Origin of the sequence: Shewanella sp. (assembly GCF_047975355.1) — a bacterium.
Lineage (GTDB): Bacteria > Pseudomonadota > Gammaproteobacteria > Enterobacterales > Shewanellaceae > Shewanella.
The window spans coordinates 1-24,459 of sequence record NZ_JBKEDJ010000068.1; the positions used below are offsets into that span (position 1 = coordinate 1).

General features: G+C 47.0%; 19 protein-coding genes and 1 rRNA gene. 6 read left to right on the forward strand and 14 right to left on the reverse strand.

Features of this window, described 5'->3' with window-relative positions; all coding sequences use genetic code 11:
* The first annotated feature begins 77 nt into the window (after positions 1-77).
* Together rrf and ACK5NH_RS16850 are read left to right on the forward strand one after the other, a co-directional pair.
* Positions 78-193, forward strand: a 5S ribosomal RNA gene (gene rrf / locus ACK5NH_RS16845).
* Positions 194-432: 239 nt separating this feature from the next.
* Positions 433-2,883: an EAL domain-containing protein gene (locus ACK5NH_RS16850; RefSeq protein WP_416921939.1), complete on the forward strand. Its 2,451-nt coding sequence runs from the start codon at positions 433-435 to the stop codon at positions 2,881-2,883.
* On the opposite strand, the gene ACK5NH_RS16855 is transcribed toward ACK5NH_RS16850, so the two are convergent.
* Both ACK5NH_RS16855 and ACK5NH_RS16860 read right to left on the reverse strand, forming a co-directional pair.
* Positions 2,840-3,853 (reverse strand): alpha/beta fold hydrolase, encoded by a 1,014-nt coding sequence (locus ACK5NH_RS16855; RefSeq protein WP_416921941.1) that lies wholly within the window; start codon positions 3,851-3,853, stop codon positions 2,840-2,842. The two genes, ACK5NH_RS16850 and ACK5NH_RS16855, sit on opposite strands and share 44 nt — an antisense overlap.
* A gap of 102 nt (positions 3,854-3,955) precedes the next feature.
* A complete protein-coding gene (locus tag ACK5NH_RS16860) occupies positions 3,956-5,761 on the reverse strand; it encodes a DUF885 domain-containing protein (protein WP_416921943.1) in 1,806 nt (601 codons plus the stop codon).
* Positions 5,762-5,972: 211 nt separating this feature from the next.
* Between ACK5NH_RS16860 and add the strand changes: the two genes are divergently transcribed.
* On the forward strand, positions 5,973-6,968 hold the full coding sequence (add, locus tag ACK5NH_RS16865) for an adenosine deaminase (RefSeq protein WP_416921944.1): 996 nt from the start codon (positions 5,973-5,975) through the stop codon (positions 6,966-6,968).
* 70 nt (positions 6,969-7,038) lie between these two features.
* On the opposite strand, the gene hemN is transcribed toward add, so the two are convergent.
* From hemN to ACK5NH_RS16890, 5 genes are all read right to left on the reverse strand, one after another.
* Positions 7,039-8,415, reverse strand: a complete 1,377-nt coding sequence (gene hemN, locus ACK5NH_RS16870) for an oxygen-independent coproporphyrinogen III oxidase (protein ID WP_084796735.1) — start codon at positions 8,413-8,415, stop codon at positions 7,039-7,041.
* Between the two features lie 257 nt (positions 8,416-8,672).
* The gene (locus tag ACK5NH_RS16875; RefSeq protein WP_011624631.1) at positions 8,673-9,140 is read right to left on the reverse strand and encodes a DUF2489 domain-containing protein; all 468 of its coding nucleotides are present in this window, start codon (positions 9,138-9,140) and stop codon (positions 8,673-8,675) included.
* 68 nt (positions 9,141-9,208) lie between these two features.
* Positions 9,209-9,763, reverse strand: a complete 555-nt coding sequence (yihI, locus tag ACK5NH_RS16880) for a Der GTPase-activating protein YihI (RefSeq protein ID WP_416921947.1) — start codon at positions 9,761-9,763, stop codon at positions 9,209-9,211.
* Positions 9,764-9,817: 54 nt separating this feature from the next.
* Positions 9,818-10,483, reverse strand: coding sequence for a class I SAM-dependent methyltransferase (locus tag ACK5NH_RS16885; RefSeq protein ID WP_416921949.1), 666 nt, complete (start codon positions 10,481-10,483; stop codon positions 9,818-9,820).
* An 823-nt stretch (positions 10,484-11,306) separates the two neighbouring features.
* Complete coding sequence (locus tag ACK5NH_RS16890) at positions 11,307-11,930, reverse strand: c-type cytochrome (RefSeq protein WP_011624628.1); 624 nt, start codon at positions 11,928-11,930, stop codon at positions 11,307-11,309.
* A 169-nt stretch (positions 11,931-12,099) separates the two neighbouring features.
* Here ACK5NH_RS16890 and yihA point away from each other — a divergent pair, with 169 nt between their 5' ends.
* The gene (gene yihA, locus ACK5NH_RS16895; protein WP_416921951.1) at positions 12,100-12,759 is read left to right on the forward strand and encodes a ribosome biogenesis GTP-binding protein YihA/YsxC; all 660 of its coding nucleotides are present in this window, start codon (positions 12,100-12,102) and stop codon (positions 12,757-12,759) included.
* Between the two features lie 982 nt (positions 12,760-13,741).
* On the opposite strand, the gene polA is transcribed toward yihA, so the two are convergent.
* Entirely contained in the window at positions 13,742-16,510 is a 2,769-nt protein-coding gene (gene polA / locus ACK5NH_RS16900; RefSeq protein WP_416921953.1) for a DNA polymerase I, read from the reverse strand.
* Between the two features lie 385 nt (positions 16,511-16,895).
* Between polA and elbB the strand changes: the two genes are divergently transcribed.
* Positions 16,896-17,552, forward strand: a complete 657-nt coding sequence (gene elbB, locus ACK5NH_RS16905) for an isoprenoid biosynthesis glyoxalase ElbB (protein ID WP_011718815.1) — start codon at positions 16,896-16,898, stop codon at positions 17,550-17,552.
* A gap of 76 nt (positions 17,553-17,628) precedes the next feature.
* Here the strand turns inward: elbB and glpG are convergent, their stop codons facing one another.
* From glpG to ACK5NH_RS16930, 5 genes are all read right to left on the reverse strand, one after another.
* Positions 17,629-18,471, reverse strand: a complete 843-nt coding sequence (gene glpG / locus ACK5NH_RS16910; RefSeq protein WP_416921955.1) for a rhomboid family intramembrane serine protease GlpG — start codon at positions 18,469-18,471, stop codon at positions 17,629-17,631.
* On the reverse strand, positions 18,468-18,773 hold the full coding sequence (gene glpE, locus ACK5NH_RS16915; protein WP_011718813.1) for a thiosulfate sulfurtransferase GlpE: 306 nt from the start codon (positions 18,771-18,773) through the stop codon (positions 18,468-18,470). Before glpE ends, glpG begins: the two co-directional genes overlap by 4 nt.
* Positions 18,774-18,872: 99 nt before the next feature.
* Positions 18,873-19,898: an L-threonine 3-dehydrogenase gene (gene tdh, locus ACK5NH_RS16920; protein WP_011627691.1), complete on the reverse strand. Its 1,026-nt coding sequence runs from the start codon at positions 19,896-19,898 to the stop codon at positions 18,873-18,875.
* An 11-nt stretch (positions 19,899-19,909) separates the two neighbouring features.
* Positions 19,910-21,103: a glycine C-acetyltransferase gene (locus ACK5NH_RS16925; protein WP_416921958.1), complete on the reverse strand. Its 1,194-nt coding sequence runs from the start codon at positions 21,101-21,103 to the stop codon at positions 19,910-19,912.
* Between the two features lie 271 nt (positions 21,104-21,374).
* Entirely contained in the window at positions 21,375-22,022 is a 648-nt protein-coding gene (locus ACK5NH_RS16930) for a TetR/AcrR family transcriptional regulator (protein WP_416921960.1), read from the reverse strand.
* 242 nt (positions 22,023-22,264) lie between these two features.
* Here ACK5NH_RS16930 and waaA point away from each other — a divergent pair, with 242 nt between their 5' ends.
* The gene (gene waaA, locus ACK5NH_RS16935) at positions 22,265-23,530 is read left to right on the forward strand and encodes a lipid IV(A) 3-deoxy-D-manno-octulosonic acid transferase (protein WP_416921962.1); all 1,266 of its coding nucleotides are present in this window, start codon (positions 22,265-22,267) and stop codon (positions 23,528-23,530) included.
* A gap of 22 nt (positions 23,531-23,552) precedes the next feature.
* Here the strand turns inward: waaA and ACK5NH_RS16940 are convergent, their stop codons facing one another.
* The gene (locus ACK5NH_RS16940; protein WP_416921964.1) at positions 23,553-24,305 is read right to left on the reverse strand and encodes a 3-deoxy-D-manno-octulosonic acid kinase; all 753 of its coding nucleotides are present in this window, start codon (positions 24,303-24,305) and stop codon (positions 23,553-23,555) included.
* Positions 24,306-24,459: the final 154 nt, after the last annotated feature.

Sequence of the window (24,459 nt, forward strand, 5' to 3'; positions counted from 1 at the left end):
AAGTGTAACTCAAACCAGCTTTCCGAATTTAATTTACTGCCTGCGTGAGATAAGACGGGTAGTGAATAACAAATTTGCTTGGTGACAATAGCATTGTGGTCCCACCTGATCCCATCCCGAACTCAGAAGTGAAACGCAATCGCGCCGATGGTAGTGTGGGGTCTCCCCATGTGAGAGTAGGTCATCGCCAAGCGCCTAATATTCTCGTGAAGAGAGCAGAAAGCCAGCTGAATAAGCTGGCTTTTTTGTTTCCTGTTTTATCAACTTATTTTCTATTCTTCACTTTATCGCCTCGTTTGCTAGCGGTTCTTTCAATCGATTAGCGTATTTAGTCTAAAATAACTCCACTTATGTTAAGTCTTTTTGCTTAGTAACGGGTTTCCCGTTAGCATACTGGGCGTCCATCTTTTTATTAAAGACATTTGGCTACCCATGCTTCGCAAACTCTCGCTCGCAGTATTGATACCTGTATGCATGCTAACACTTTATTTAGTGTTGGTTACGGCTGAGTATTTCTATGAGAGCGAGCTGGTACGTAATGAACTGGCCGATCGCCAGGTGAACCAGATAAAACAGCAACTTTTACGTATGCAAACGATAGTGCAGTCGGCGCAAGCGTTACAAGATGTTGAACGTATCGAGCAGGAAGTCTCTCTGGCAACCTTAGATATGAATGTCATGGTTTATATCTTGCTGGATGCGAATAGCCGGATTCGATTTGCAAATCATACTGTTTGGCGTGATAGCAATGCCATTGAAGTGATAGATGGTTACGATGTGGTTCGGCATCATGCCGTTGTGCAATCTGGACTGGCGAGTGTTTCAATTAATCCAGACCGATTATCGATTCAAGCCTATTATCCCGTCGATGCTCAATATCCTGGAGCGACAGAGCTTATCTATCTTGAGTCTGATCTCGCGCCGTTAGTGGCTAAAGCTTCAACCGAATTACAACAACGATTTATGCGTGTATGGGGGCTTGGAGCGCTGCTGTTAATCGGTTTTACCTTTGTTTTATATTACCTCTTGATCCGCCCTTTCAAGATGTTAAGCGAATCAGCAAAGCATGTGGGCACTCCCGAGTTTTCGACCCAAGTGCCTTGGAGTGCCTCCGAGGTCTTGTCTCTACAAACGACACTGCAACAGGTGCATGAACATCTAGGGCGTGCAGTTAAGCAGCTTAACGATAGTGAGCAACGTTGGTTGTTTGCGGTTGAAGGTTCACGCAATGGGATCTGGGATTGGGATATTCGTTCTGGCGAAGTGTTTTTGTCCGATCGTTGGAAGGAAATGATTGGCTATCAACCCGATGAGCTAGAGGAAGTGTTCCAGACCTGGGAAACGCGTTTGCATCCCGATGATAAGCAAGCCGTGTTGGACTGCCTGCAAGAGTATGTCAGTGGCAAGACGAAAGAATTTGAGAGTGTCCATCGTTTACAACATAGAGATGGGCATTATGTTTGGGTATTTGACCGTGGCATGTTAGTCGACTGGGATCACCTTGGTCGACCGACTCGGATGATCGGTATTCATGTCGATGTCTCTGAGAGTGAGCGAAACCATGCTGCGATTGCCGAGTTAGTGAAGCAATCTGTGGCAGGGCCTAAGATGCTCCCTGAAACCTTTATGGCGCAGTTATCCCAATACCTTAATCAGCGAACCAGTGCGGGTCATTTGGGGGCTTTGTTATTACTCAATGTTGAAACCCTTGGGGCGAATGACACTCTCACATCCCATGAGCTTGAGCGATTGTTGTCGCAATTAAGTGCAAGGCTATCGAGTTATTTTGCTGAAAATATTGTCGTTGCTCATCTCGAATTGGGCCGGTTCGTCTTGTTAACTAAGGAGTTGGCTGCCGATGCTAATATGGCCGGACGTCGAGCCTTGGCGTTGGCTACTGAGCTTAAACAAATCGCCACTCGTCCCTTCCATTATGGTGAACATGATTTTCGTTTAAATGCGAATATTGGGATTTGCTTATTAGATTCTGTGGATACGCTTGCGCCAGAACTCGCCGTGCGACGTGTCGAACTGGCGATGCAGCATGCTCAGTCTAGTGAACACGCAGGTTGTGCTTTCTATCACCCAGATTTAGAACGCTCGCAGGATTCTGAGATGTCTTTATTGAACAGATTAGAGCGTACGATTGCCGAAAATCAGTTGTCGTTAATGTTCCAGCCAGTGGTGGATATTCAAGGCAAGATAGTGTCGGCCGAGGTTCTGTCCCGCTGGCATTTATCGGATGGGGAAATTGTCCCGGTCGCTAAATTTATTGATTTAGCCGAGCGCTATGGTTTGATTGCATCGCTCGATTTAAATGTGGCTACGCGCGTTTGCCAGTTGATTAAGCAATTTAAACAGCAGGGTATTAACCTGCCACGTTTAACTCTGAATATTAGTACCTTATCTTTCTGCCAAGCCGATTTTGTCGAGCAATTAGTTACGTTAACTCGTCGCTACGAGCTGGATGACAATCAGTTGGGTATTGAGTTAACCGAGAGTGCATTACTAACATCAGCCTCCTTTATTCAGCCGAGGATCAGTCTGCTCGCAGAAGCTGGGGTGGCGATAACCCTAGATAGCTTTGGGGTTGGACAGAGCGCCTTGAGTTGCCTGCATAACTATCCTTTGCGTGAGGTGAAACTCGATTTACATTGTGCCGCTAATTTAATTAATGATGCGAGCTGGAGCCAAGCGCTGATTCAGTCGATACAAGCCTTTAACTTGCCTATCGTGGCCAAAGGTGTCGAATCATCACAGCAACAGCAACTCTTTAGCCGCTTAGGTTGTACCCACTTCCAAGGCTACAATATTGCTCGCGCCTTAAGTGTTAATGACTTTAAACAGCTTGTTTGTCCACGTCCCTTGTTGCGTAGCGTTTAAAGAAGTCGAGTGCGTAATTTAGCGCTTGATTACGGTAGCTATCTTTCTCCATAAAAATCTCATGGGCAGCCCCAGCAATCACTTTTAACTGGCAGTTTGAGCTTACTGCCAAGTTTTGTGCGGCATTGTCGACAATTTTATCTTCACTGGCTTGTAGGATCAGAATCGGCGTACGGATATGTGCCGTGGCCAAGACACAGGCATCGGCAGCATCTAAGGATTCAGTCAACCAACGGTTTGTAGGTGAGCCTAACTGCAGCTTGGGCGCTGCATCGTACAATTCTCGGTAGGCTTGATAGCGGCTCTGGCTGTGAGTTAAATCATTTCCCTTAAAGGGGGTTGCCTTATAGTTTTGGCCGCTGAGCACATAGTTAGGTTCTCCGCCGTTGAGACTGGCATCGAGCTTACTCGCAAGCCAACGGACAAATCCCTTCGGCATAGGTAGCTTGATCCCATACATGGGTGCCGAGAACGCCGCCGCCGTAAACACATCGGGATGCTGTTTTAAATATAAGGTGCCGATGGCGCCGCCCATAGAATGTCCGAGTAAAAACAGGGGCGAGGTTGCGTGCTTGAGTACAACGGTTTGCATAAACAGGGCAAAGTCGTCGATATAGTCATTGAACCGCCGCACATGGCCTTGATGGGGATTTGCCGTCATGCGGCTCGATAATCCCTGACCTCGGTGATCGATAGCAAATACCGAATAGCCTTGCTGATACAAGTCAAATACCAATTCTTGATACTTTAAGTATGACTCGACCCGGCCGCTACTGATGACTATGCTGGCATGTGCTTTAGGATGTTTAACCATCATATAGGCCAAGGTTAATCCATCCGGAGTTTTGAGAGTGTCTTGGACAACGGTTTGCCAGAAGGCTTGCTGTTCAGAGGTATTTAAATCGTGTTCCGTTGAAAAAGCTTCCTTTGGAAGCTCTTCCCTTGGAAAGTTTAGGGGCGTTTGGCTCATACTCTGTCGCACATCTCGGGCAAAAAGGTTTGCTAGAGTGTATCAGAGAACTGGGGCGGGCAGGAAAGGGAGCTGGAAAATACCCGCTCCCTTGGGATGAGCTTAAATCGCGGCTTTTTGCGCTTCGATAAAGTCGTTTATCTGCTGCTCCAGCACCGACATAGGTACAGAACCATTCTCTAATACGGCGTCGTGGAAGGCGCGAATATCAAAATTATCGCCTAAGGCTTGCTCGGCTTTGGCGCGTAGGCGTTTAATGGTGAGCTCACCAATCTTGTAGGAGAGCGCTTGCCCTGGCCAGGTAATGTAACGGTCAATCTCAGTCGTCACATTGTGGAGCGATAACGCCGTGTTGCTCGCCATAAACTCGATGGCTTGTTCTCGACTCCAACTTTGGGCGTGCATCCCCGTATCGACAACGAGGCGAGCGGCGCGCCACATCTCGTAAGTGAGGCGTCCAAAGTTGCTGTAAGGATCTTGATAGAATCCCGCTTCTAATCCTAAGTATTCGCTATACAATCCCCAACCTTCACCAAAGGCCGAAATATAGCTGTAGCGACGAAAATCAGGCAATGAGCTCAGTTCGGAGTTGAGTGAAATCTGCAGATGATGCCCAGGCACGGCTTCGTGCAGCGTTAGCGCTTCGAGCTCATAGAGTGGGCGCTTATCTAAGGCGTAGGTATTGACCCAGTAATAGCCGGGCTCATCGTCACTATCCGAGCCTGAATAACGGCCAGAGGTATATTTAGGGGCGATTTCGGCCGGGACAGGGGCGATACCATAGGGTTTTCGCGGCAATTTACCAAAATATTTTGGCAACATGGCATCGGCTTTTTTGGCAATAAAGGCCGCTTCTTTCAGGAGTTGGTCCGCCCTGGTGGTGTAAAACTGAGGATCGGTTCTTAAGAAATGTAAAAAGTCGGCAAAGCTGCCTTTAAAGCCCACAGACTTAATGACTTGCTCCATTTCCTGACGGATACGCTTCACTTCTTTTAAACCGAGCTCGTGCACTTCGGCCGAAGTCATATTTAAGGTCGTGTAGTAGCGAACGCGGTTCTCATAGAAGGCATCGCCATCGGGCAAGCTGTTGGCGGCAATATTTTCCCGAGTGTTGGGCATATATTCCAGGGTCATAAAATCATAAAAAGCCTGATAGGTCGGGATTACATTCTGTGCGACTAAGGCTCGACCTTCTTGAGTTAACTGAGTCTTTTGCGCTTCGGTAAAATGGTTTGGGTATTGAGTAAAAGGTTTGAAATAACTGCTTTTCTCTACCGGTAAGATGTAAGCACTAATACTGTTTTCAAATCCCTCTAGCGTTGCTTTGGGCGGTGTAATTCCTTCCTTTAATCCTTGCTTTAACCAATGGGTTTGCTGGGCAAAATAGGTTGGCAGCGCCTTAAGCTTACCTAGGTAGTTTTGGTAATCCTCTAAGGTGTTGAACCGCCCTTGCGCAATGGAGGAAATATAGGCGTGGAAGCCACTCTCTGCGGTGATCGGCAGATAGTAATCCTTGTATTTATACAGGTCGACCTCGTTTTGTAGTTGATCCTCAAGGATTTGGGCGTTGATTTTATCTTCTTTACTCAGCTTGCTGCGATCCAGTGCTTTCAATTGGGCGAGAATGGCAATTTGCCCCTGATTGAGCTTGGCTAAGGCTTCTGGAGACAGATCTTGCAGTTTACCCGCAGCACTCTTATCCCCCATTCCATAGGCCATTTCAGGGCTGGCACTGAGTTGGAGTTGCCAACTTTGATCCGCAATCGCTTGCAGTGCGGGTGCCATAGTCTTAGCTGTGGACTGCGCAACGGCGACCGTTGTTTGTGTGGTTGACTCAACTGTGGGCTGAACCGTGCTACAGGCACTTAGGGCGCAGATCAGTAAGCTTGGGGTAAAGAGTTTATGCATGATTTATCTCGGATATTTTCGTTGTTATTGAAGTCATTATGCCTGAGGTTTACTCCAGATTCTTGTACGCATATTAAGCAGAATTGTGACTGGATGTGAATTTAAATCCCGAGGTCTGTTAAGTGCCACCAAAGAATGCGTGTTAAACTTAGGGTCCGCCCTAGACCAAATAACAAAAGCATTGGCTGGGTAGTTCACATAGGGGTTAATTATGATCAATACATCCATTCCATTGGTGGATTTGCATCGTCACTTAGATGGTAACGTGCGAGTGAACACCATTTGGGAACTCGGACACCAACACGGCATTGCTTTGCCTGCCGATTCTTTAGAGACTCTCGCGCTATTTGTACAAATTCAGGGGAAAGAAACCAGCTTAGTCGCCTTCTTGAAGAAGCTTGACTGGATGGTGGCAGTTCTAGCTGATTTAGATGCGGTAAAACGTGTCGCCTATGAAAACGTGGCCGATGCGGCGTTATCTGGCCTTGATTATGCGGAGCTGCGTTTTAGCCCATATTACATGGCGATGAACCATAAACTACCGATTGAAGGTGTGGTTGAAGCAGTTATCGACGGGGTGAAAGCGGGCCTGAAAGATTACCAAGTTAAAATCAATCTTATCGGGATTATGTCGCGCTCTTTTGGCCAAGCCGCTTGTACTCAGGAGCTTGAAGGCTTACTCGCCCATAAACAACATTTAGTCGCGATGGATTTAGCCGGCGATGAGCTAGGTTTCCCTGGCGAATTGTTTAACGAGCACTTTAAGCGAGTACGAGATGCTGGCTTAGCCATTACCGCCCATGCGGGGGAAGCGGCGGGTTCACAAAGTATGTGGCAAGCGATTCAGGAGTTGGGTGCGACACGTATCGGCCATGGTGTGAATGCGATTCACGATCCTAAGCTGATGGAATATCTAGCTAAACACCGTATCGGTATCGAATCTTGCCCAACCAGCAACCTGCACACGTCGACCGTGTCTTCCTATGCTGAACATCCCTTCAGAACTTTTATGGATGCCGGTGTGTTGATAAGCCTTAACACCGATGATCCCGGTGTGAGTGCGATTGATATTAAGCATGAGTACCGCATTGCCAAGTCTGAACTAGGTCTAAGCGATGCAGAGCTGGCTCAGGTGCAACGCAACGGGGTGGAAATGGCGTTTTTATCCGAGAGCGAGCGCAAGGTGCTGTATGCGGCTAAAGCTTAAGTAAGTAGCTCTATTTCCCAATAAAAAATCCGACATTAGAGTCGGATTTTTTATTGGAGATGCGTCAGTGTTAGATCACACGGGAGAACTGTTGTTGACGCGCTTTTTGACGGTAGTAAAGGTCGAAGCACATACAGATATTGCGGATCAACAGGCGGCCTGTGGGGCTGATAGTGATCTTTCTGTCGGTGACGTCGACTAACTTATCGTCGATAAAGGTTTGCAGCAGTTTTAAGTCTTCGGCGAAGTATTCCTCAAACTTAATCCCCAGTTTCTCGTCCATTTTTGCCATATCTAAATCGAAGTGGCAGATCAGTTGTTTGATCACCACACGGCGGATTTCATCGTCACGGTTCAGGCTACAGCCTTTCCACAGCGCATGTCCGTCTTTGTCGATGGCTTCGTAGTAAGGACGAATGTCCTTCTGGTTTTGCGCATAACAATCGCCTATTTGGCTGATTGAAGACACGCCCAGACCGAGCAGGTCGCATTCTTCTTGGGTGGTATAACCTTGGAAGTTGCGGTGCAGTTTGCCTTCGCGCTGTAATTTAGCCAGCTCATCGTCGGGTTTAGCGAAGTGGTCCATGCCGATGTACTGATAACCCGCGCCAGTTAAGGTCTCGATTGTTTGATGCAACATCTCGAGTTTTTGTTTCGGCGAAGGTAAGTGTTCATCTTTAATCTTACGCTGTGCGGCAAAACGTGCGGGTAAGTGGGCATAGTTGAACACGGATAGACGATCGGGCGACAGGTCTAACACGCGCTGCATGGTGGCGGCGAATGTTTCGGGTGTCTGATGTGGCAGACCGTAAATTAAGTCGATATTGGTTGAGACAAATCCCATGGCCTTGGCTTTGGCCATTAAATCGAAAATAAATTGCTCGTCCTGCTCACGGTTAACCGCGACTTGTACTTCTTTATTGAAGTCCTGCACCCCGATAGAAATGCGGTTAAAGCCCGCTTCTTTTAAGGTATCGAGCATTGAAAGCTCAATCTCACGCGGGTCAACTTCGATAGAGAACTCACCTTCAGCGGCAAAGTTAAAGTTAGCCTTGATTAAGTCGGTTAACTTCAGAATTTGCTCAGGATTTAAGAAAGTTGGCGTGCCGCCGCCCCAGTGCATTTGGGTGACTGTGTAGTGCTTAAACAGCGGAGCGCGCTTGATAATTTCGTGGCTCAAATACTCGATATATTGATCGGCCTTGTGGGCGTGGCGAGTGATAACTTTATTACAGCCACAGTAATAGCAAAGTTTGGCGCAGAAGGGGATGTGAATATACAGCGACAGTTTGTCACTCTTACTGTTTTCAATCGCCGTTAACAGGTTTTGTTCAGTGAATGAATCATCGAACTCCAGCGCCGTTGGGTAAGAAGTGTAACGGGGACCGCTGTAGTTATATTTTTCGATCATCGACTGATCCCAGCTTATCTGAGTGGGCTGCTTCAAGGCGTGTCCTCCGAGGGTAAATTAGCAACAAGCGAAGTATGCAAGGTTCTTAGCCAAATAACCTTGATCTAGGTTGTAAAAATGATGTCTGTCCTTTTAGAAGTTACGCAATATCTATGAAAAAGGAGCCCATGTCTGTTGTTTTTTGGAGGTTTTGTGCACAGGCTCACGTGAAGCCGTACTCTGTGTGGGAAAAGAAATGCGGGAGCGATTGGACCTCAAAGCCAAGGTTTGGCCTTGAGGTTAATGTCGTCAGCTTAATGTGGGGCTTTTAATTGATAATTTGAGAGCTTTTTGGCATCGGCGGTAATACCCTCGGCCAGTTCAGCTTCAGATTTCATGCGGACAAAATCGAGCTTCATCCGTTCTTGCTTTGGCAGGGCTTGGCGAGCTTCCATAATCGGGTGATCTTTAATTAGCTCAAAGTGTTGGAAGAATGCTGGGAACTCAGGTGCCACGCGCTCGCTTAAGGATAAAATTTCAAATAAACGGCCAATCCTCACCACGCCTTCAGAGATTTCGCAGCGGTCATCAATCATGGCGGTCGCGATATAACGAATATCTTCTAGTACTTGGGCGCGCTTCGCATTTGCCGCCGCTTCACGCTCGGCAGTGAGCGCCTGTTGGCGTTGTTTCTGTTGCTTGAGTTTGAGGAGTAAAAAGGTCGCGTAGCTACTGAGGGCAACAATGATGATAAAACCAAGCAGGATAAGAGTGGTAGACACGTAAACTCCTTGTTTAGACAGCATAAAAACAAAGACATCGCGCTTTGTTTTTATGCATTCTCTAAGATTTAAAACTTATCTTGATAATCTTTTAGCAGCTCGGCACCGGATTCAAAGCGATCAAACAGGTCATCATCTGAATCGACTTTAGATTTTTTCGCTGGCGCTTCATCTTCTAGCTCATCGCTGATACCCAGCTTGATCATCAGTGCTTCAATCTTGTTCAGCTGCTGATCTAACCATTGCTGGTCGTCATTGCTTAGGTTACGGCCTTCTTCCAGCATATCGAGCAACTGGTTCAGTCTTGGATCTTCTTCCAGTTTCAGCAGTTTTTGCTCGTCGGTTAACTTGGGTTGCTTAACCTTTGGCGTAGCTGGCTTTTCTGTTGCAGTTGGTAAGGCCAATGCCACAGGCTTTTTGCTACCATGGCGAGGATCTTTACTTTGCGCAGCCTTTTTCTGTGGTGCTTGGGCTTGGATCAGTGCTTCATTATGACGACTTCCAGACTTATTGCCCTTTTCGGCGCGTTTGCCTGTGACTTCTGCACGGTCCTGCTTTCTCACTCTTGGTTGTAATTTAGGGCTATTCTCGCCGCCCTTGCGTGTTTTCTTGCTACGAGACATGATTTTCTCAATTGTTTACAACGTATGGCCAAGCCGATACAGGATCGGCTCGTACTAAATTCGGTCGGCTGTTATACCAGATTCTGATGTTTTTTGCATCAAAACGAGGTCTTTCGCGGCAAATAATAGTTCAAAATCGCTATTGCTTGCTAGGTATTCAAAAGTTTGTCTTTGGTAAAAACTCACATGGGTGAGATTGTTTTTATAATGCCACTTAGCAAACCCTTCTAAATCAATTAATAAGGGCGTGCTAATCGCTAACCAACCGCCAGATTTGAGTAAACGGGTCAGTAGACTCCATTCCCTGCTGGGATGCTGAAAATGCTCAAATACCCGGTAGCAACAAATAAAATCATACTCTCGCTTTAGGGTTTTATGGTCTGGCGCGAAGAAAGGATCATATTGCTTGAAAGTGTGCCCCGCAGATTCAATGGTCGCCAGACTAGCTTGATCTAACACGCGTCCAAAATTTAATCCCGTAAGATTACCCTTTTGCTGCAGTTGTATTTGCGTCAGCAGAGGCAAAATAAATTGCGAGAGTTGGCGCTGTTTTGCGGCAATACGCGAACGGCCATAACGCTGTTTTTCTGCTGCGGGAGGAAGGTGGCTATTCGCGTCAGCAAAAGTGAGTCCGCATGTCTGGCAAACATAAAAACACCGTTTTTTGTCCTGTAAGAACAACTGTGTTTGCGTGCTATGGCAAAGGGGACATCTGCGCATTGAATCAACTAGAAAAGTATTAAGGTCTTGATTGTAACAATTATATTGCTGAAGTGCACTTTCGGGCTGAGTGTTTGCTGGTGGGTAACCATAAAGAAAAAAGGCGGCAGTTAAACTGCCGCCTTACAAACGGTGCATTTGGCACCCTATTCTGATTCCAAGTATCCTTACTTGCTATGCGACTTTCCCGGTCGGTATCCTTCTTTTTTTTACTGCTTTCCCTGCATCATTTTAGTTATCGGTCTTCCAGACACTTAATTAGTTTCTGTCGCCATCCTGACCACAGTTTCCGTAGATGGTCTCAAGACACATCTTTTATTACAGCGTCATCAATGACGTTAAGTTAACCATCCATGTTGCTTGAAGTACCTTCCAGTGATAACAAGCTTCCAGCCAGTGCATCCAAAGCTATTAGCTTCCTTTGCTACAGTTCGAGTCATTCAAACTGTGTCCTGATGGGGCAAGTTACCCTGAGTGTAAGGCGTTTTGCTTATCGCAAATTGGCGTTATCGGCCACCCCTTACAAAAATGTACTGACCTGGATTTCAAGGCGAAATCACTGCTCTTATTATTATTAGAGAGTGGTCTTAGTTATATTATTGTTATTGAGAGTCTTTATTCTTATATCTTGAATGTTAATTATACCGAAATCTGCAAGTTATTATTAATTTATTTGTACAAACAGATGGGTTTATCTCGGTACGGGGCTTATTAAACCCAAATCTGTGATCCATGTCAAGCATGAATCTTTATCAGTTTACGTTAACGTAAACTTTGTGGCGATAAAAAAGGGTGGCAATGCACCCTTTTTCATCGCTAAGACTTATTTCAGGCTAGCAATATATTTAGATAATGCTTCGATATCACTGTCGCTTAACTTTTTAGCGACATCTTGCATCATGCCGTTGAGATCGTTGTGACGACCCGCATCGCGGAATTTAGTCAGTTGGATCTTAATGTAGTTAGCGTGTTGGCCCGCTAATGCAGGGAAGCCAGCAGACTCTGCACCTTTAGCATCTGGACCGTGACATGCCATACATGCAGTGATGCCGCGTGACACATCGCCACCCTTGTAAAGTTTGGCACCTAACTCAGGAACATCTTTCGCCTCAGCAACTTGGATTGCTTGGCTAGAGAAATAAGCGCTGATATCAAGAATATCTTGATCGCTTAGAGGCATTGCCATACCACTCATGATAGGATCCATACGACCATCTTTACCGCCAGATTGCGCCGCACTACGGAAATCATGTAGTTGCTTTTGGAGGTATGTGGCGTGTTGGCCCGCAAGCTTAGGGTACATATCGATCATACTGTTACCGTCCATGCCGTGACAGGCAGAACAAACGATAACTTTAGTTTTTCCCGCTTCAGCATTACCTTCTGCAATCGCAGGTGAAGATATGGCGGCAACTACAACAGACAGCGCAAGAGCTAACTTTTTCATGGCGTTCCAACTTCTGGTTAAGATTATTATCCTGAGCTTACTAGGGTGACCCGCAAGCGTGGTAAAATATGTTTAATGTGATCGGGGTAATATTTTACACGAAAACGTGGAAAAGTAAGCAATTCTTCATAAATTATGGTATTGCGCAGTAAATATATTGGAGTAAATAGTGACTGAATCTCATATAGATTTTCGCAGGGCGAAGTTTTTAATCAGTGCACCTGACATTGCACATTTGGATCAATATCTGCCCGGCGACGTTGGTGTTGAGATTGCTTTCGCTGGTCGCTCCAATGCCGGAAAATCGAGTGCGCTCAATGCATTAACTGAGCAGAAAAACTTAGCTCGTACCAGTAAAACGCCAGGTCGCACTCAACTGATTAACGTATTTGAACTCGATGCACAGCGCCGATTAGTCGATTTGCCGGGTTACGGTTTTGCCCAAGTGCCTTTGGCCATGAAATTAAAGTGGCAACAATCGCTCGGTGAATATTTGCAAAAGCGCGCCTGCTTAAGCGGCGTTGTGGTATTGATGGATATTCGTCATCCGTTGAAAGATCTGGATATGCAGATGATTGAATGGGCGGTTGCGAGTAAAATTCCGGTACTCGCACTACTGACTAAGTCTGACAAGTTAGCACAAAGTGCCAAGATGAAAACCGTTAACGAAGTGCGTAAAGCGCTGGTTGAGTTTGGTGATTGGGTACAGGTTGAGCCTTTTTCTGCGCTCAAGGGTACGGGCAAACCTAAAGTGCTCAGTATCTTAAATGAATGGTGTCATCCGCAATGGTTGACTGATGAGTTAGAAAACCAAGACGACGCCGAGTAAGCCTTTTGCTTTATGGTCGGATGCCACGAGTGCATTCGGCCATGTTTTCTAGTGATTTCCTGTCTATTCCCTTATAAAATAAGCGATTTTCTATCCTCAAATTTTGGGCAAAAAAATAGCCGATAACATTAGTCACCGGCCAAAATTTTAGCTCTTTTGGGGAGAAGCTAAATTCAACAAGACTCAAGCACCATCAAATTACCTTCAATGGTTCTCAATGAAGACAGCATACATCGAATTCACCTTTTGTTAAAGTAAATACTCTAAAATTTACTCGTCTTTATTGAAACCATCTCTGGGCCGAAAAAAAGCAAAAAAAAAAGCCCCAGCAAACAAGTTGCTGGGGCGCCAGAATTTGGCTCGTCACTAAAAAGTGAAATAAAGGTCTGAAAGATAGAACATCTTAACCTCTGTACCCTACGCAGAGAATAATACTCTATTTATCTCTAAATGGAAAACAGTTTTTTTGAAAAAGCGATAATTATGTGCGATAGATCTCAAGTTTCAGGTGAAAAAAACAGCATTGTTTGATCTGTTATTTTCACAAGTAGCCATAAAATTGCTGATTTTGCTAAATTGACCGTACTTTTAGTACAAAATTGATCAATTCTTCAGATTTAGTGTCTTGACTCTATTTAGATGATTGCTCCTGGTTGTATCTATGAGCGAACGATTGTCTAGGCTTGTGTGAAGTGTCACGCGGATGGAAGGTTGTGCCTATGGCGGCGTTGAAGCATCGAGGCGAGATTGCATTTGGTAACGGGTAGCATTGTATGGAGAGTCAAATGCTGTTTCCCGCTCTTGAGGCGGCCTAGCCCCCGAGGTTTTCGCCTGCGTAAGCAACTTCTCGTTATGATGTTCTTTGCAACGTCGAGTTTAGAGGCTCCTAAAAGTCGCACCAAATATAAAGGCCCATCCGATGACGGATGAGCCTTGTTTGGGTAAAACTCAATGTTAGAAGCTAAAGTCTAGAGTTTGAATGCTAGTGGGCTTGATCCCAGTTATCACCAATACCGGCTTCCGCCAGAAGTTCCACGTCCAGATTGGCTGCTTTGGCCATGAGTTCACACACCTTGAGCTTGAGTGTTTCGGCTTTATCGGCATCGACTTCGAACACTAATTCGTCGTGGACTTGCATGATCATGGCGATTTCACCTTGGGTATCGGTTTTTATCCAATCGGCAATGCTGATCATGGCTTTTTTAATGATATCCGCGGCGGTGCCTTGCATTGGGGCGTTAATCGCGGCCCTTTCTGCTGCTTGGCGGCGCATTGCATTACGGTCGCGAATTTCGGGTAAATACAAACGGCGACCAAATAGCGTAGAGACATAGCCAAGTTCTGCTGCACTGGCTCGCGTTTCTTCCATATACCTTAATACGCCAGGATAGCGGGCGAAGTAAGTGTCGATGTAGGTTTGTGCCTCGTTGCGGGGAATGTCGAGCTGACGCGCCAATCCAAAGGCGGACATGCCATAGATAAGGCCAAAGTTAACGGCTTTGGCGCGGCGACGCTGCTCCGAGGTGACACTGTCAAAGTCGGTGCCAAATACTTCGGCGGCGGTGGCTCTGTGAATGTCTTTACCTTCGGCGAAGGCTTTGAGTAAGCCTGCATCTTGGGATAAATGCGCCATGATCCGTAATTCAATCTGCGAATAGTCGGCGGCTAAAATCTTACGTCCTTGAGGCGCAATAAAGGCTTGGCGAATACGACGACCTTCCTCGGTGCGGATAGGAATATTCTGTAGGTTAGGTTCGCTCGAAGATAAACGCCCCGTTGCGGCGTTGGCCTGATGATAGCTTGTGTGCACCCGGCCCGTTTTCGCGTTCACCATTAGAGGGAGCTTGTCGGTGTAAGTACTCTTTAACTTGGTCAGGCTTCTATGTTCAAGGATCACTTTAGGCAGAGGGAAATCCAGTGCCAACTCGACCAGCACTTCTTCCGCTGTAGAGGGTGCGCCCTTAGGGGTTTTTTTGATGACTGGATAACCCAGCTTTTCAAAAAACAGCACTTGAAGTTGTTTTGGTGAGCTTAAATTGAATTTTTCACCTGCAATATCATAAGCTTTTGTTTCTAACTCATCGATTTTGCGGGCAAGTTCATCACTCTGTTGGCCGAGCAACATACTATCGATAAACACACCTTGGCGTTCAATATCGGATAGTATTTGGATCAGCGGCAGTTCAATATCGGTAAAGACCGAGGCTAATTCGGTCTCTTTTTCGAGTCTCGGCCACAAATGTTGATGTAGACGTAGGGTAATATCGGCATCTTCCGCCGCATAGGGCGCTGCTGTTTCCAACGGAATTTGATTGAAGGTCAGCTGTTTAGCGCCTTTACCCGCGATATCTTCAAAGGCGATATTTTTATGGCCTAGGTATTTAAGCGCCAGCCCATCCATATCATGGCGTGATGCGACCGAGTTAAACACGTAGGATTCGAGCATAGTGTCGAATACCACACCTTGGAGTTTTATGCCGGCATTGGCTAATACGCTGATGTCATATTTCAGGTTTTGACCGACTTTTTTGAGCTTGGTGTCTTCGAGTAACGGGCGCAATTTTTCGAGGGCAGTTTGCTTGTCTAATTGCGCAGGCGCGCCAACATAATCGTGGGCTAAAGGCAGATAGGCAGCTTTACCTGCTTCAACGGAAAAGGACAGGCCAACTAATTCCGCAACCATGTAGTCAAGGCTGGTGGTCTCGGTATCCACGGCCATTAATGGCGCCTGTTTGAGTTTGGCAATCCACTCATCGAGCTGAGCTTCGGTCAGAATTGTATCGTATTGGGTTTCAATCGTGACGCTGGGCGTTGATTCTTCTTGGGTTTCGGTCGTTTCGACTTTTGCTGCGACCGTCGTCGGCGCCTTATTGTCTAAGACTTCGGCAAGCCAGCGTTTAAATTCCATTTCGCCATAGCATTTGATCAGCTCATCCCTGTCTGCGGGTTTGGCTGCGAGTTCATGCCAATCCTGTTCGAGCTCAACATCGGTTTTAATGGTGGCAAGCTCATAGGACAGTTTTAGCATGTCGGCATTGTCGATGATTTTCGCCGCCATGGTTTTTGCGCCCCTAAAGCCTAATTCGGTGACTTTTTCGGGTTCTGCAAGCAAATTGGCGACACTACCCGCCCCTGTGAGCATGGCTAATGCGGTTTTTTCACCTACGCCGGGTAAACCGGGAATGTTATCTGCCTTATCGCCCATCAGCGCCAAGAAATCGATAATTCTGTCTGGGCCAATACCATATTTAGCCGCAACTTCTTCAGGGCCCATAATGGTATCTGTCATGGTATTGATCAGCGTGATATTTTCATCAACCAATTGTGCCATGTCTTTATCGCCAGTGCTGATCAGTACGGCGCGGTTTTCGCGGCTCGCTTGGCGAGCGATAGTGCCGATAACATCGTCCGCTTCAACACCCGGAATAGAGATTAAAGGCAAGCCTAGGGCACGGATAATACGGTGCAGGGGTTCTATTTGTGAGCGCAGATCATCCGGCATAGGTGGGCGATGTGCTTTGTATTCTTCATATAAGTCATTGCGGAAGGTTTTGCCCTTAGCGTCAAACACCACTGCAATATGGCTAGGTTGATAACGGCTTAATAAGCTGCGGAGCATATTCACTACGCCATAAACAGCACCAGTAGCTTCGCCCTTTGAGTTTGTCAGGTGAGGAGGCGCATAATAGGCGCGATATAAATAAGAAGATCCATCCACAAGGACAAGTGGGTTATTGGCTATGGTCGGCATAAGTAATTTTCGTTTATCGATGACTTAGATGGCGGTAAGCATGCCACAGATACGGTATTTCAGCCACGGCAAATTGACTCACAGCCTGTGGATAACTCTGTGAGTGAAAAAGTCAACTGTGAATAATGGCGATGTTTACGGCTTGGTGCGATATTTTTAAGTTGTTGATTTTTATATTTTTAAAATATTTGTGTGAGATCAATACTGTTTCTTGAAAAATCTTCCTGATTTGTGGATTTCTTCTTGACTCCGTAAAATACCTAAAAGCTGGCTTAATTTTCACCGACCCTTAGATTCGACGAACTAAGTTAGCACGATTTTTAAGCAGATCAACCATTTTGTTTACAGTTTGTTAAAACCAAATGACATAAGAAGGATATTTATAATGAAAAAAATCGCAGTATTGCTCAGTGGGTGCGGTGTTTTCGATGGAACAGAGATCCATGAATCGGTTTTAACGTTATTATCTCTGTCGAAAGCGGGGGCTCAGTATCAGTGTTTTGCTCCTGATATCAATCAGATGCATGTTGTTAATCACTTCACGGGTGAAGTAGACAAGACGGCGACACGCAATGTGCTGGTTGAATCGGCACGCATCGCCCGTGGTGAAGTAAAAGCAACCACCGAACTCGATATTACCGATTTCGATGCACTGGTTATCCCTGGCGGGTTTGGGGCGGCGAAAAATCTGTGTAACTTCGCTACTAATGGCAGTGAGTGTGAAGTGAATCCACTCGTGACTGATTTTATTAATGAATTTATTCTGGCAAAAAAGCCCGTCGGCTTTATTTGTATCGCGCCTATGATGATCCCGCGGTTATATGGACATGGCGCTAAGGGCACTATCGGTAATGATGTCGATACGGTAGCAGCCTTTAATCTGATGGGCGGCCATCATCAGGCGGCGACTGTGCATGATATCGTGGTGGATGAGGCGAATAAGATTGTTAGCACGCCCGCTTATATGCTGGCGGGGAACATTGCCGAGGCGCACTCTGGCATCGAGAAGCTGGTCGCCAAAGTATTAGAGTTGGCCAAGTAACGGCATCTAAATGCAGCAGGGTAAGCCTTAAGGCTTACCCTGCTTTTTAATCGAGCATGGAAGCAATCGCGGTGAATTAGCGCGTGACTTTACTGCGACTATCGAACCAGCCTTGGGCGAGACCTATCAGTAATCCGCCAATATGGGCGCCATTTGCCACTGACACGCCTAAGAAATCCGTAAAGCCTAACACCAGCCAAATCAACATAAATCCCATGTAGGAAGGCGGTAAACCTATTCCTGCTGCGGGGTTGCGGATCCCCATGACCCAAGTGTAACCGGCGACGGCATACACTACGCCCGACAGCCCGCCAAAGTTGGGGCCGCTAACATAGTATTGGACGACATTGGGTAAAGTACCGGCGACCAGTAGCAGGATTAACAGCGGGGCTGTACCTATGCGAGTCTCGATTTTTCCACCCAAATACCACCACCAGAGTAAGTTGAAGATGATATGCATGGCCGAAAAGTGCATTAGGCTTGGGGTAAACACGCGCCAGAATTGACTAACGCTGGTGTCAGGCACCGCACCGAAATAGGAGAGTGTTTCATAAACCGGGCCGCCGAAGCCTAAATTCATCGCGGCATAAATCAGTACACAGAGGCCAAAGATGATAAGAGTAACTGGGCCTGCACCTGTGATAAATTGCGCAAAAAGCTGTAAAGAAGGGGCGCCATAGTCGAGCTTAGTATGAGTATCACCATGCTCCCACGAGGCTTGTAAGTATTTGTTATCGTGAGGATGAGCGATAAAATGGGCGAACTCTTTACGGGCTTGCTCGGCATCTTGATCGCGGATAACCAGAATAGCGACTCCCTGCGGCAATGGCTGAATCTGGCAGTCTATCTGTTCACCTTTGAGGTAATCGACAAAGGCCTGCGCGGCTCTGCTGTTGGGGAGTCTGCCAATCTCTATCATGCATTGGCCTCATGCCAAGCGCTAAAGCCACCGTCTAGGCTATAGACATCATCAAAGCCTTGCTCACACAGGTATTGCGCGGCATTTTGGCTGCTGATGCCATGGTAGCAAACCACCACTAAAGGACTGTCCATATCCGCTTGGCCGATAAAGTGCGCCAGATTCTCGTTATTCAAATTAAATGCGCCATCAATGTGGCCGTTGTTAAAGCTGTGACCATCGCGAATATCGACGATTTGCACTGGCTTTGACTCGGTCATTTGCACTAATTGATTAACGCTAAGGTGTTTAAAGGAAGACATAATAAAACCTGAAATAACTGAAAAAGGGATAAGCGATGGGATAAGTGTGCAACATGGGGCTGCATGTGTACAGCCCCGTGATTGGCATAGCTGAGAGAATTAATCCCAGCTGAGGATGACTTTACCTGATTGGCCCGAGCCCATAGCGTCGAAGCCTTTTTGGAAATCATCAATCTTGTAGTGGTGCGTGATGATAGGCGAAATATCTAAGCCAGATTGGATCAAGCTTGCCATCTTGTACCAAGTTTCGAACATTTCACGGCCGTAAATGCCTTTGATGACCAGACCCTTGAAGATCACTTTGCTCCAATCAATCGCCATTTCGCCACCCGGGATACCGAGCATAGCGATTTTGCCACCGTGGTTCATGGTATCTAACATCGCGTGGAAGGCTGAAGGTACGCCAGACATTTCTAGACCCACGTCGAACCCTTCGGTCATGCCGAGTTCTTTCATCACGTCTTTCAGGTTTTCCTGAGCCACGTTAACGGCGCGGGTAGCACCCATTTTACGGGCTAACTCTAAGCGGTATTCGTTAACGTCGGTAATGACCACATGGCGAGCACCAACATGGCGACATACGGCCGCAGCCATAATACCGATTGGGCCCGCGCCAGTGATTAACACGTCTTCGCCCACTAAGTCGAATGACAGCGCTGTGTGCACTGCGTTACCGAATGGGTCGAAGATAGACGCTAAATCATCGCTGATATCATCGGGGATTTTGAAGGCGTTAAAGGCTGGGATCACTAAGTATTCGGCAAATGAACCTTCACGGTTTACACCCACACCGGAGGTGTTACGGCATAAATGCGTGCGACCCGCGCGGCAGTTACGGCAGTGGCCGCAGGTGATATGGCCTTCGCCAGAAACACGGTCACCAATTTTAAAACCACGAACTTCTTGTCCGATATCAACCACTTCGCCCACATACTCGTGACCAACCACCATAGGCACAGGAATGGTTTTTTGTGACCATTCATCCCAGTTGTAGATGTGCATGTCGGTGCCACAAATGGCGGTCTTTTTTATCTTGATCAGCAGATCGTTGTGGCCCATTTCAGGCTTAGGCGCATCGACTAACCAAATGCCTTTTTCGGCTTTTAACTTGCTTAGTGCTTTCATTTTGTAGGGTCCTAAATAATCGCCATTTCTTTAGCGATACGGGTAAAGGCTTCAATCGCTTTGTCGAGTTGCTCACGGGTGTGGGCCGCCGACATTTGAGTACGAATACGGGCTTGTCCCTTTGGCACCACAGGGAATGAGAAACCGATAACGTAAATATGTTCTGCTAATAAACGGTTAGCAAAATCGCTCGCCAGTTTGGCATCGCCAATCATCACTGGAATAATCGCATGGTCGGCGCCGCCTAAGGTAAAGCCTGCCGCTGACATTTTTTCGCGGAAATAACGGCTGTTTTCCCATACCGCTTCACGCAGTGCTTGGCCTGATTTGAGCATCTCTAATACATGGATAGAGGCTGTTACAATTGAAGGCGCCAATGAATTAGAGAATAGGTAAGGGCGAGAGCGTTGACGTAACCAGTCGATGACTTCTTTTTTACCTGAAGTGAAACCGCCCGATGCGCCGCCTAAGGCCTTGCCTAAGGTGCCAGTGATAATATCGACACGGCCCATCACGCCGCAGTGTTCGTGCGACCCTCGGCCGTTTAGGCCAACAAAGCCCACGGCATGAGAGTCATCAACCATGACTAATGCGCCGTATTTGTCGGCTAAATCACACACGCCTTGCAGATTGGCGATGACGCCGTCCATTGAGAATACACCGTCGGTGGCGATCAGGATGTTACGCGCGCCAGCTTCTTTCGCTGCGATAAGTTGCGTTTCTAAGTCCGCCATATCGTTGTTGGCATAACGGAAACGCTTGGCCTTACATAAACGCACTCCATCGATGATAGAGGCATGGTTTAAGGCATCGGAGATAATCGCGTCTTCAGCATCTAATAGGGTTTCAAACAGACCCGCGTTGGCGTCGAAGCAAGAAGAATACAGAATCGTGTCTTCCATGCCGAGGAACTCGCTCAGGCTAGCTTCGAGTTGCTTGTGGATGTCTTGGGTCCCACAAATAAAACGGACTGACGCCATACCGAAGCCGTGGCTGTCTAAGCCTTGCTGTGCGGCTTTGATCAGTTCTGGGTGGTTGGCTAGACCTAAGTAGTTGTTGGCACAAAAGTTAACAACTTCTTGGTGATTAACTTGAATGGCAGTCTGTTGCGGTGAGGCGATAACACGCTCGCTTTTATATAAACCTTCGGCTTTAACATCGGCAAGCTGTTGATTAATCTGTGCGTAGAATGAGGTAGAGGCCACCTGATATCTCCTTAGTTAACTTTATTCTGATTCTGGGAGTTGCGGCATTCTAACGCTAAACCCTATCGGCCTACAGCCTTTTTTTCATGCAGGTTAGCTAGATAAATTAGTTTAGGGCTAAAGGGGTTGTTACATTATAAAAACTAATGTGCAACATGGGCGGCCGCACGCTCTTGGCTAGTACTTTATCAGTCTATAGCAAGAATTGAGCCCGCATTTAGCACACTAAACGCTTACAGTTTAGTGCTAAATGCGAGGGCGCGGCAGTTAGTTAGAGGGAATCTTGGTTGGCTAATTCGTGATAATGCTGCTCTAGGCGGCTAAAGGTTGCTTGGGAAGTTGGTGTGGCGTAGGCCTTAAAAATCATCAATACCCGCAGTACACCTTCATACAGAATGCCTTTAGTGATAGTTGAGGTGCTTGACTGAGTGAGCTGATAGCCAATCCAGAAGCTGACAATCATCTTAATGGTGTCGGCAAGTTGCGTGATTTTGTCGTTATCAATATTTAAAAAACCATTCTGCTTGAGTTTTCCGAGCACGTGGCTTGAACGGGTTAACACTTGCTGTTGGGCGTGCAAATATCGACTTTTTAATTCTTCATCGCGGGCGAGAATATCGGCCAGATTGGCGTACATAAAACGGAATTGCCACAGGGTATAAAACATCGCGTCGAAATAGCCGATCAATTGCTCTACATTGACTTGCTCGCCTTCATAGGGTTGGAATCCCGATTCGAGGTGGGCCTCGTAGAGACTGAAGATCGAGCGAATGATGTCTTCCTTATTGCGGAAGTGATAATAAAGATTCCCGGGACTCATATTCAGGTGAGCGGCAATATGATTGGTGGTAATATTTCGTTCGCCGTGCTCATTGAATAGCTCAAGGCTGGCATAGATGATTTTGTCGCGGGTTTTCATATATTTTCCAAGTGGCTAGTGAACGCTACAAATTGATTAAAGAAGGCTAACCAACGACCGCTACACTGCTGGTAAATTATCCCTAATTAAAATCGTATTGATTTATCCCAATGAACAAAAATTCAATACGATTGATATCCCCAAACAATCTCAAGATGCTGAACCCGTATCTTGAGGTCGCTTGGGAATATTATGCTAACATTGCCACTATTCATCAGGCAAAACTCATAAGCACGATTTTTATGAATCGATTTTTTTACAGTGTGCTGCTTTATCTGTTATCCCCTCTGCTCATTGCCTATTTGGCGTTTCGTGCGATTAAAAGTCCTGATTACCGTGGCCGCTGGGGCGAACGTTTCGGATTAACACGACTGGCACAAACGGATTTACTGATCCACTCGGTTTCCATGGGCGAAACATTGGCGGCCATTCCCTTGATCCGTCTGATTATGCAATCACGCCCAGAGCTAAGCATTACGGTTACAACCTCAAGCCCGACAGGTTCTGCTGAGGTGCGTAAAGCCTTTGGTGATCAAGTACAGCATTGCTATTTGCCCTTCGATTTGCCCTGGTGCGTGAACCGCTTTCTACGTCAGTTATCCCCCAAATGGTGCATCATTATGGAGACTGAGCTGTGGCCGAATCTCGTGGCGCTGGCGGCTAAGCGCGGCGTGCGCTTGATGCTCGCTAATGCCAGGTTGTCGGCCAAATCGGCGGCGCAATATGTCAAGCGTCCACACTTGAGTCGCCCCATGTTGCAACGTTTAGATGTGGTTGCGGTGCAGACCCAAGCCGAAGCGCAGCGGTTTATCGATCTTGGCGTGCCTGCTGATAGAATCACTGTTTGCGGCAGTTTGAAGTTTGATTTAAGTATCACTCCTGAACGATTAACCTTAGCGCGAGAGCTAAGGCAGACTTGGGGGAAAGAGATTGCGCCCGTGTGGGTGGCGGGGAGTGTTCACCCCGGTGAGTTTGATGCCATGCTGAGCGCCCATAAGCAGCTGCTTGCTAAATGGCCTGAGGCGTTATTGGTGATTGCGCCACGTCATCCGGAGCAATTCGCTGCGGTGGCCGATGTCGTCGCCAACCAAGGTTTTGAATTTGTGCGCCGCAGTGATGCTCAAGCGATAACCGCCACGACGCAGGTGCTGGTGGGCGATACCATGGGTGAGTTGTTAACCTTCTATGGTGCTGCCGATCAAGCCTTTGTGGGCGGTACCTTAATTGAAAATGGTGGCCATAATCCCTTAGAACCCGTGGCCATGGGCGCGCCTGTAATGGTTGGGCCGAATCATTGGGACTTTGCTCAAATTACCCAAATGTTGGCAGACGCGGGTGGCCTGCGAATTGTGAGTTCAGGCCAAGCGCTGGGGGATAATTTAATTCAGTATTTTGAGCAGCCAGCATTACGCCAACAAGCCGCTGAGGCAGGCCTTGCCGTGGTAGAGGCCAATCGTGGGGCTTTGCAGCGTCAGTTTGCTCTCGCCGAATCGTTACTCATGCACTAAAAAGCCTAGCGCCACTGAGGTATTAGGCTTTTGGGATAATTGAATGATAACCCTCGAGCAATGCAACCCAGTTAGCGGGTGTAAAGGCAAGTGTTGGCTGCTTACCTTGTTCTTTATTGAAGGAGCGTAGCAGCCTATCAAGGTTCGCCTTCTGCCATTGGGCATTGGGCGTTTTTATTTCACCCCTATCAAAATCAATCAGATAGAAACGTTCTTGTGCGCCATCCGTTTGCTGTGGTTGCCACAAAATATTCTTCGCGTTTAAGTCGGCATGGTAAACGCCGCGGCGATGAAATTGGGCAATGGTGGCGCCGAGAGCTTGCCACTGCTCTGGAGTCATAGCGCCTTTGGTTAATTTGGCGACCAAGTCTTCGGCGCCATCGACCCGCTCGATAATAATGTCGGCACGGTAAAACAAACCATCGCGTACAATATTGGCGGCAATAGGTCTAGGCACGGCAAATTGCTCGCGGTAGAGCAGGTCGAGCAGCCTTAATTCGCCCATGGCGCGGGTATTTTCAAGCCCGGTATAGAAGTAGGCATCCTTACTGAATTTCTCCATCAGGCCACCACGCCAGTAATGTCGCAACACCCAATGACGCTCGCTAAAGGCCACAAACCAAGTGGTGTAACGTCCCTTGGATGATCCCACTACCGCGGCTTTTTCACGCCAGAAATCCACCGAAAACCAAGCCGGAGTGATGTCTTCAGGCGTATCTTGGCAAAGTGCCATATAGCCATCGGCGGTATTTATGATTTTGATTTGTGCGTTCATGGGAGATTTGTTGACTTAAGCGTGGCACCTGCGGCCATTCTACATTAAGATCCTTAGCTTGCGCCAAATAACCTTAAGAGCTATTCGCTTGAGTTTAAATCCCAACACCATGAATTCTCTCTGCCTGCTTAGGCTATCGGCTATCGGTGACGTC

Coding starts and splice junctions, on each gene's coding strand:
- ACK5NH_RS16850 (WP_416921939.1), top strand. CDS start 433: ATGCTTCGCAAACTCTCGCTCGCAGTATTGATACCTGTATGCATGCTA.
- ACK5NH_RS16855 (WP_416921941.1), bottom strand. CDS start 3,853: ATGAGCCAAACGCCCCTAAACTTTCCAAGGGAAGAGCTTCCAAAGGAA.
- ACK5NH_RS16860 (WP_416921943.1), bottom strand. CDS start 5,761: ATGCATAAACTCTTTACCCCAAGCTTACTGATCTGCGCCCTAAGTGCC.
- add (WP_416921944.1), top strand. CDS start 5,973: ATGATCAATACATCCATTCCATTGGTGGATTTGCATCGTCACTTAGAT.
- yihI (WP_416921947.1), bottom strand. CDS start 9,763: ATGTCTCGTAGCAAGAAAACACGCAAGGGCGGCGAGAATAGCCCTAAA.
- ACK5NH_RS16885 (WP_416921949.1), bottom strand. CDS start 10,483: ATGCGCAGATGTCCCCTTTGCCATAGCACGCAAACACAGTTGTTCTTA.
- ACK5NH_RS16890 (WP_011624628.1), bottom strand. CDS start 11,930: ATGAAAAAGTTAGCTCTTGCGCTGTCTGTTGTAGTTGCCGCCATATCT.
- polA (WP_416921953.1), bottom strand. CDS start 16,510: ATGCCGACCATAGCCAATAACCCACTTGTCCTTGTGGATGGATCTTCT.
- elbB (WP_011718815.1), top strand. CDS start 16,896: ATGAAAAAAATCGCAGTATTGCTCAGTGGGTGCGGTGTTTTCGATGGA.
- glpG (WP_416921955.1), bottom strand. CDS start 18,471: ATGATAGAGATTGGCAGACTCCCCAACAGCAGAGCCGCGCAGGCCTTT.
- glpE (WP_011718813.1), bottom strand. CDS start 18,773: ATGTCTTCCTTTAAACACCTTAGCGTTAATCAATTAGTGCAAATGACC.
- tdh (WP_011627691.1), bottom strand. CDS start 19,898: ATGAAAGCACTAAGCAAGTTAAAAGCCGAAAAAGGCATTTGGTTAGTC.
- ACK5NH_RS16930 (WP_416921960.1), bottom strand. CDS start 22,022: ATGAAAACCCGCGACAAAATCATCTATGCCAGCCTTGAGCTATTCAAT.
- waaA (WP_416921962.1), top strand. CDS start 22,265: ATGAATCGATTTTTTTACAGTGTGCTGCTTTATCTGTTATCCCCTCTG.
- ACK5NH_RS16940 (WP_416921964.1), bottom strand. CDS start 24,305: ATGAACGCACAAATCAAAATCATAAATACCGCCGATGGCTATATGGCA.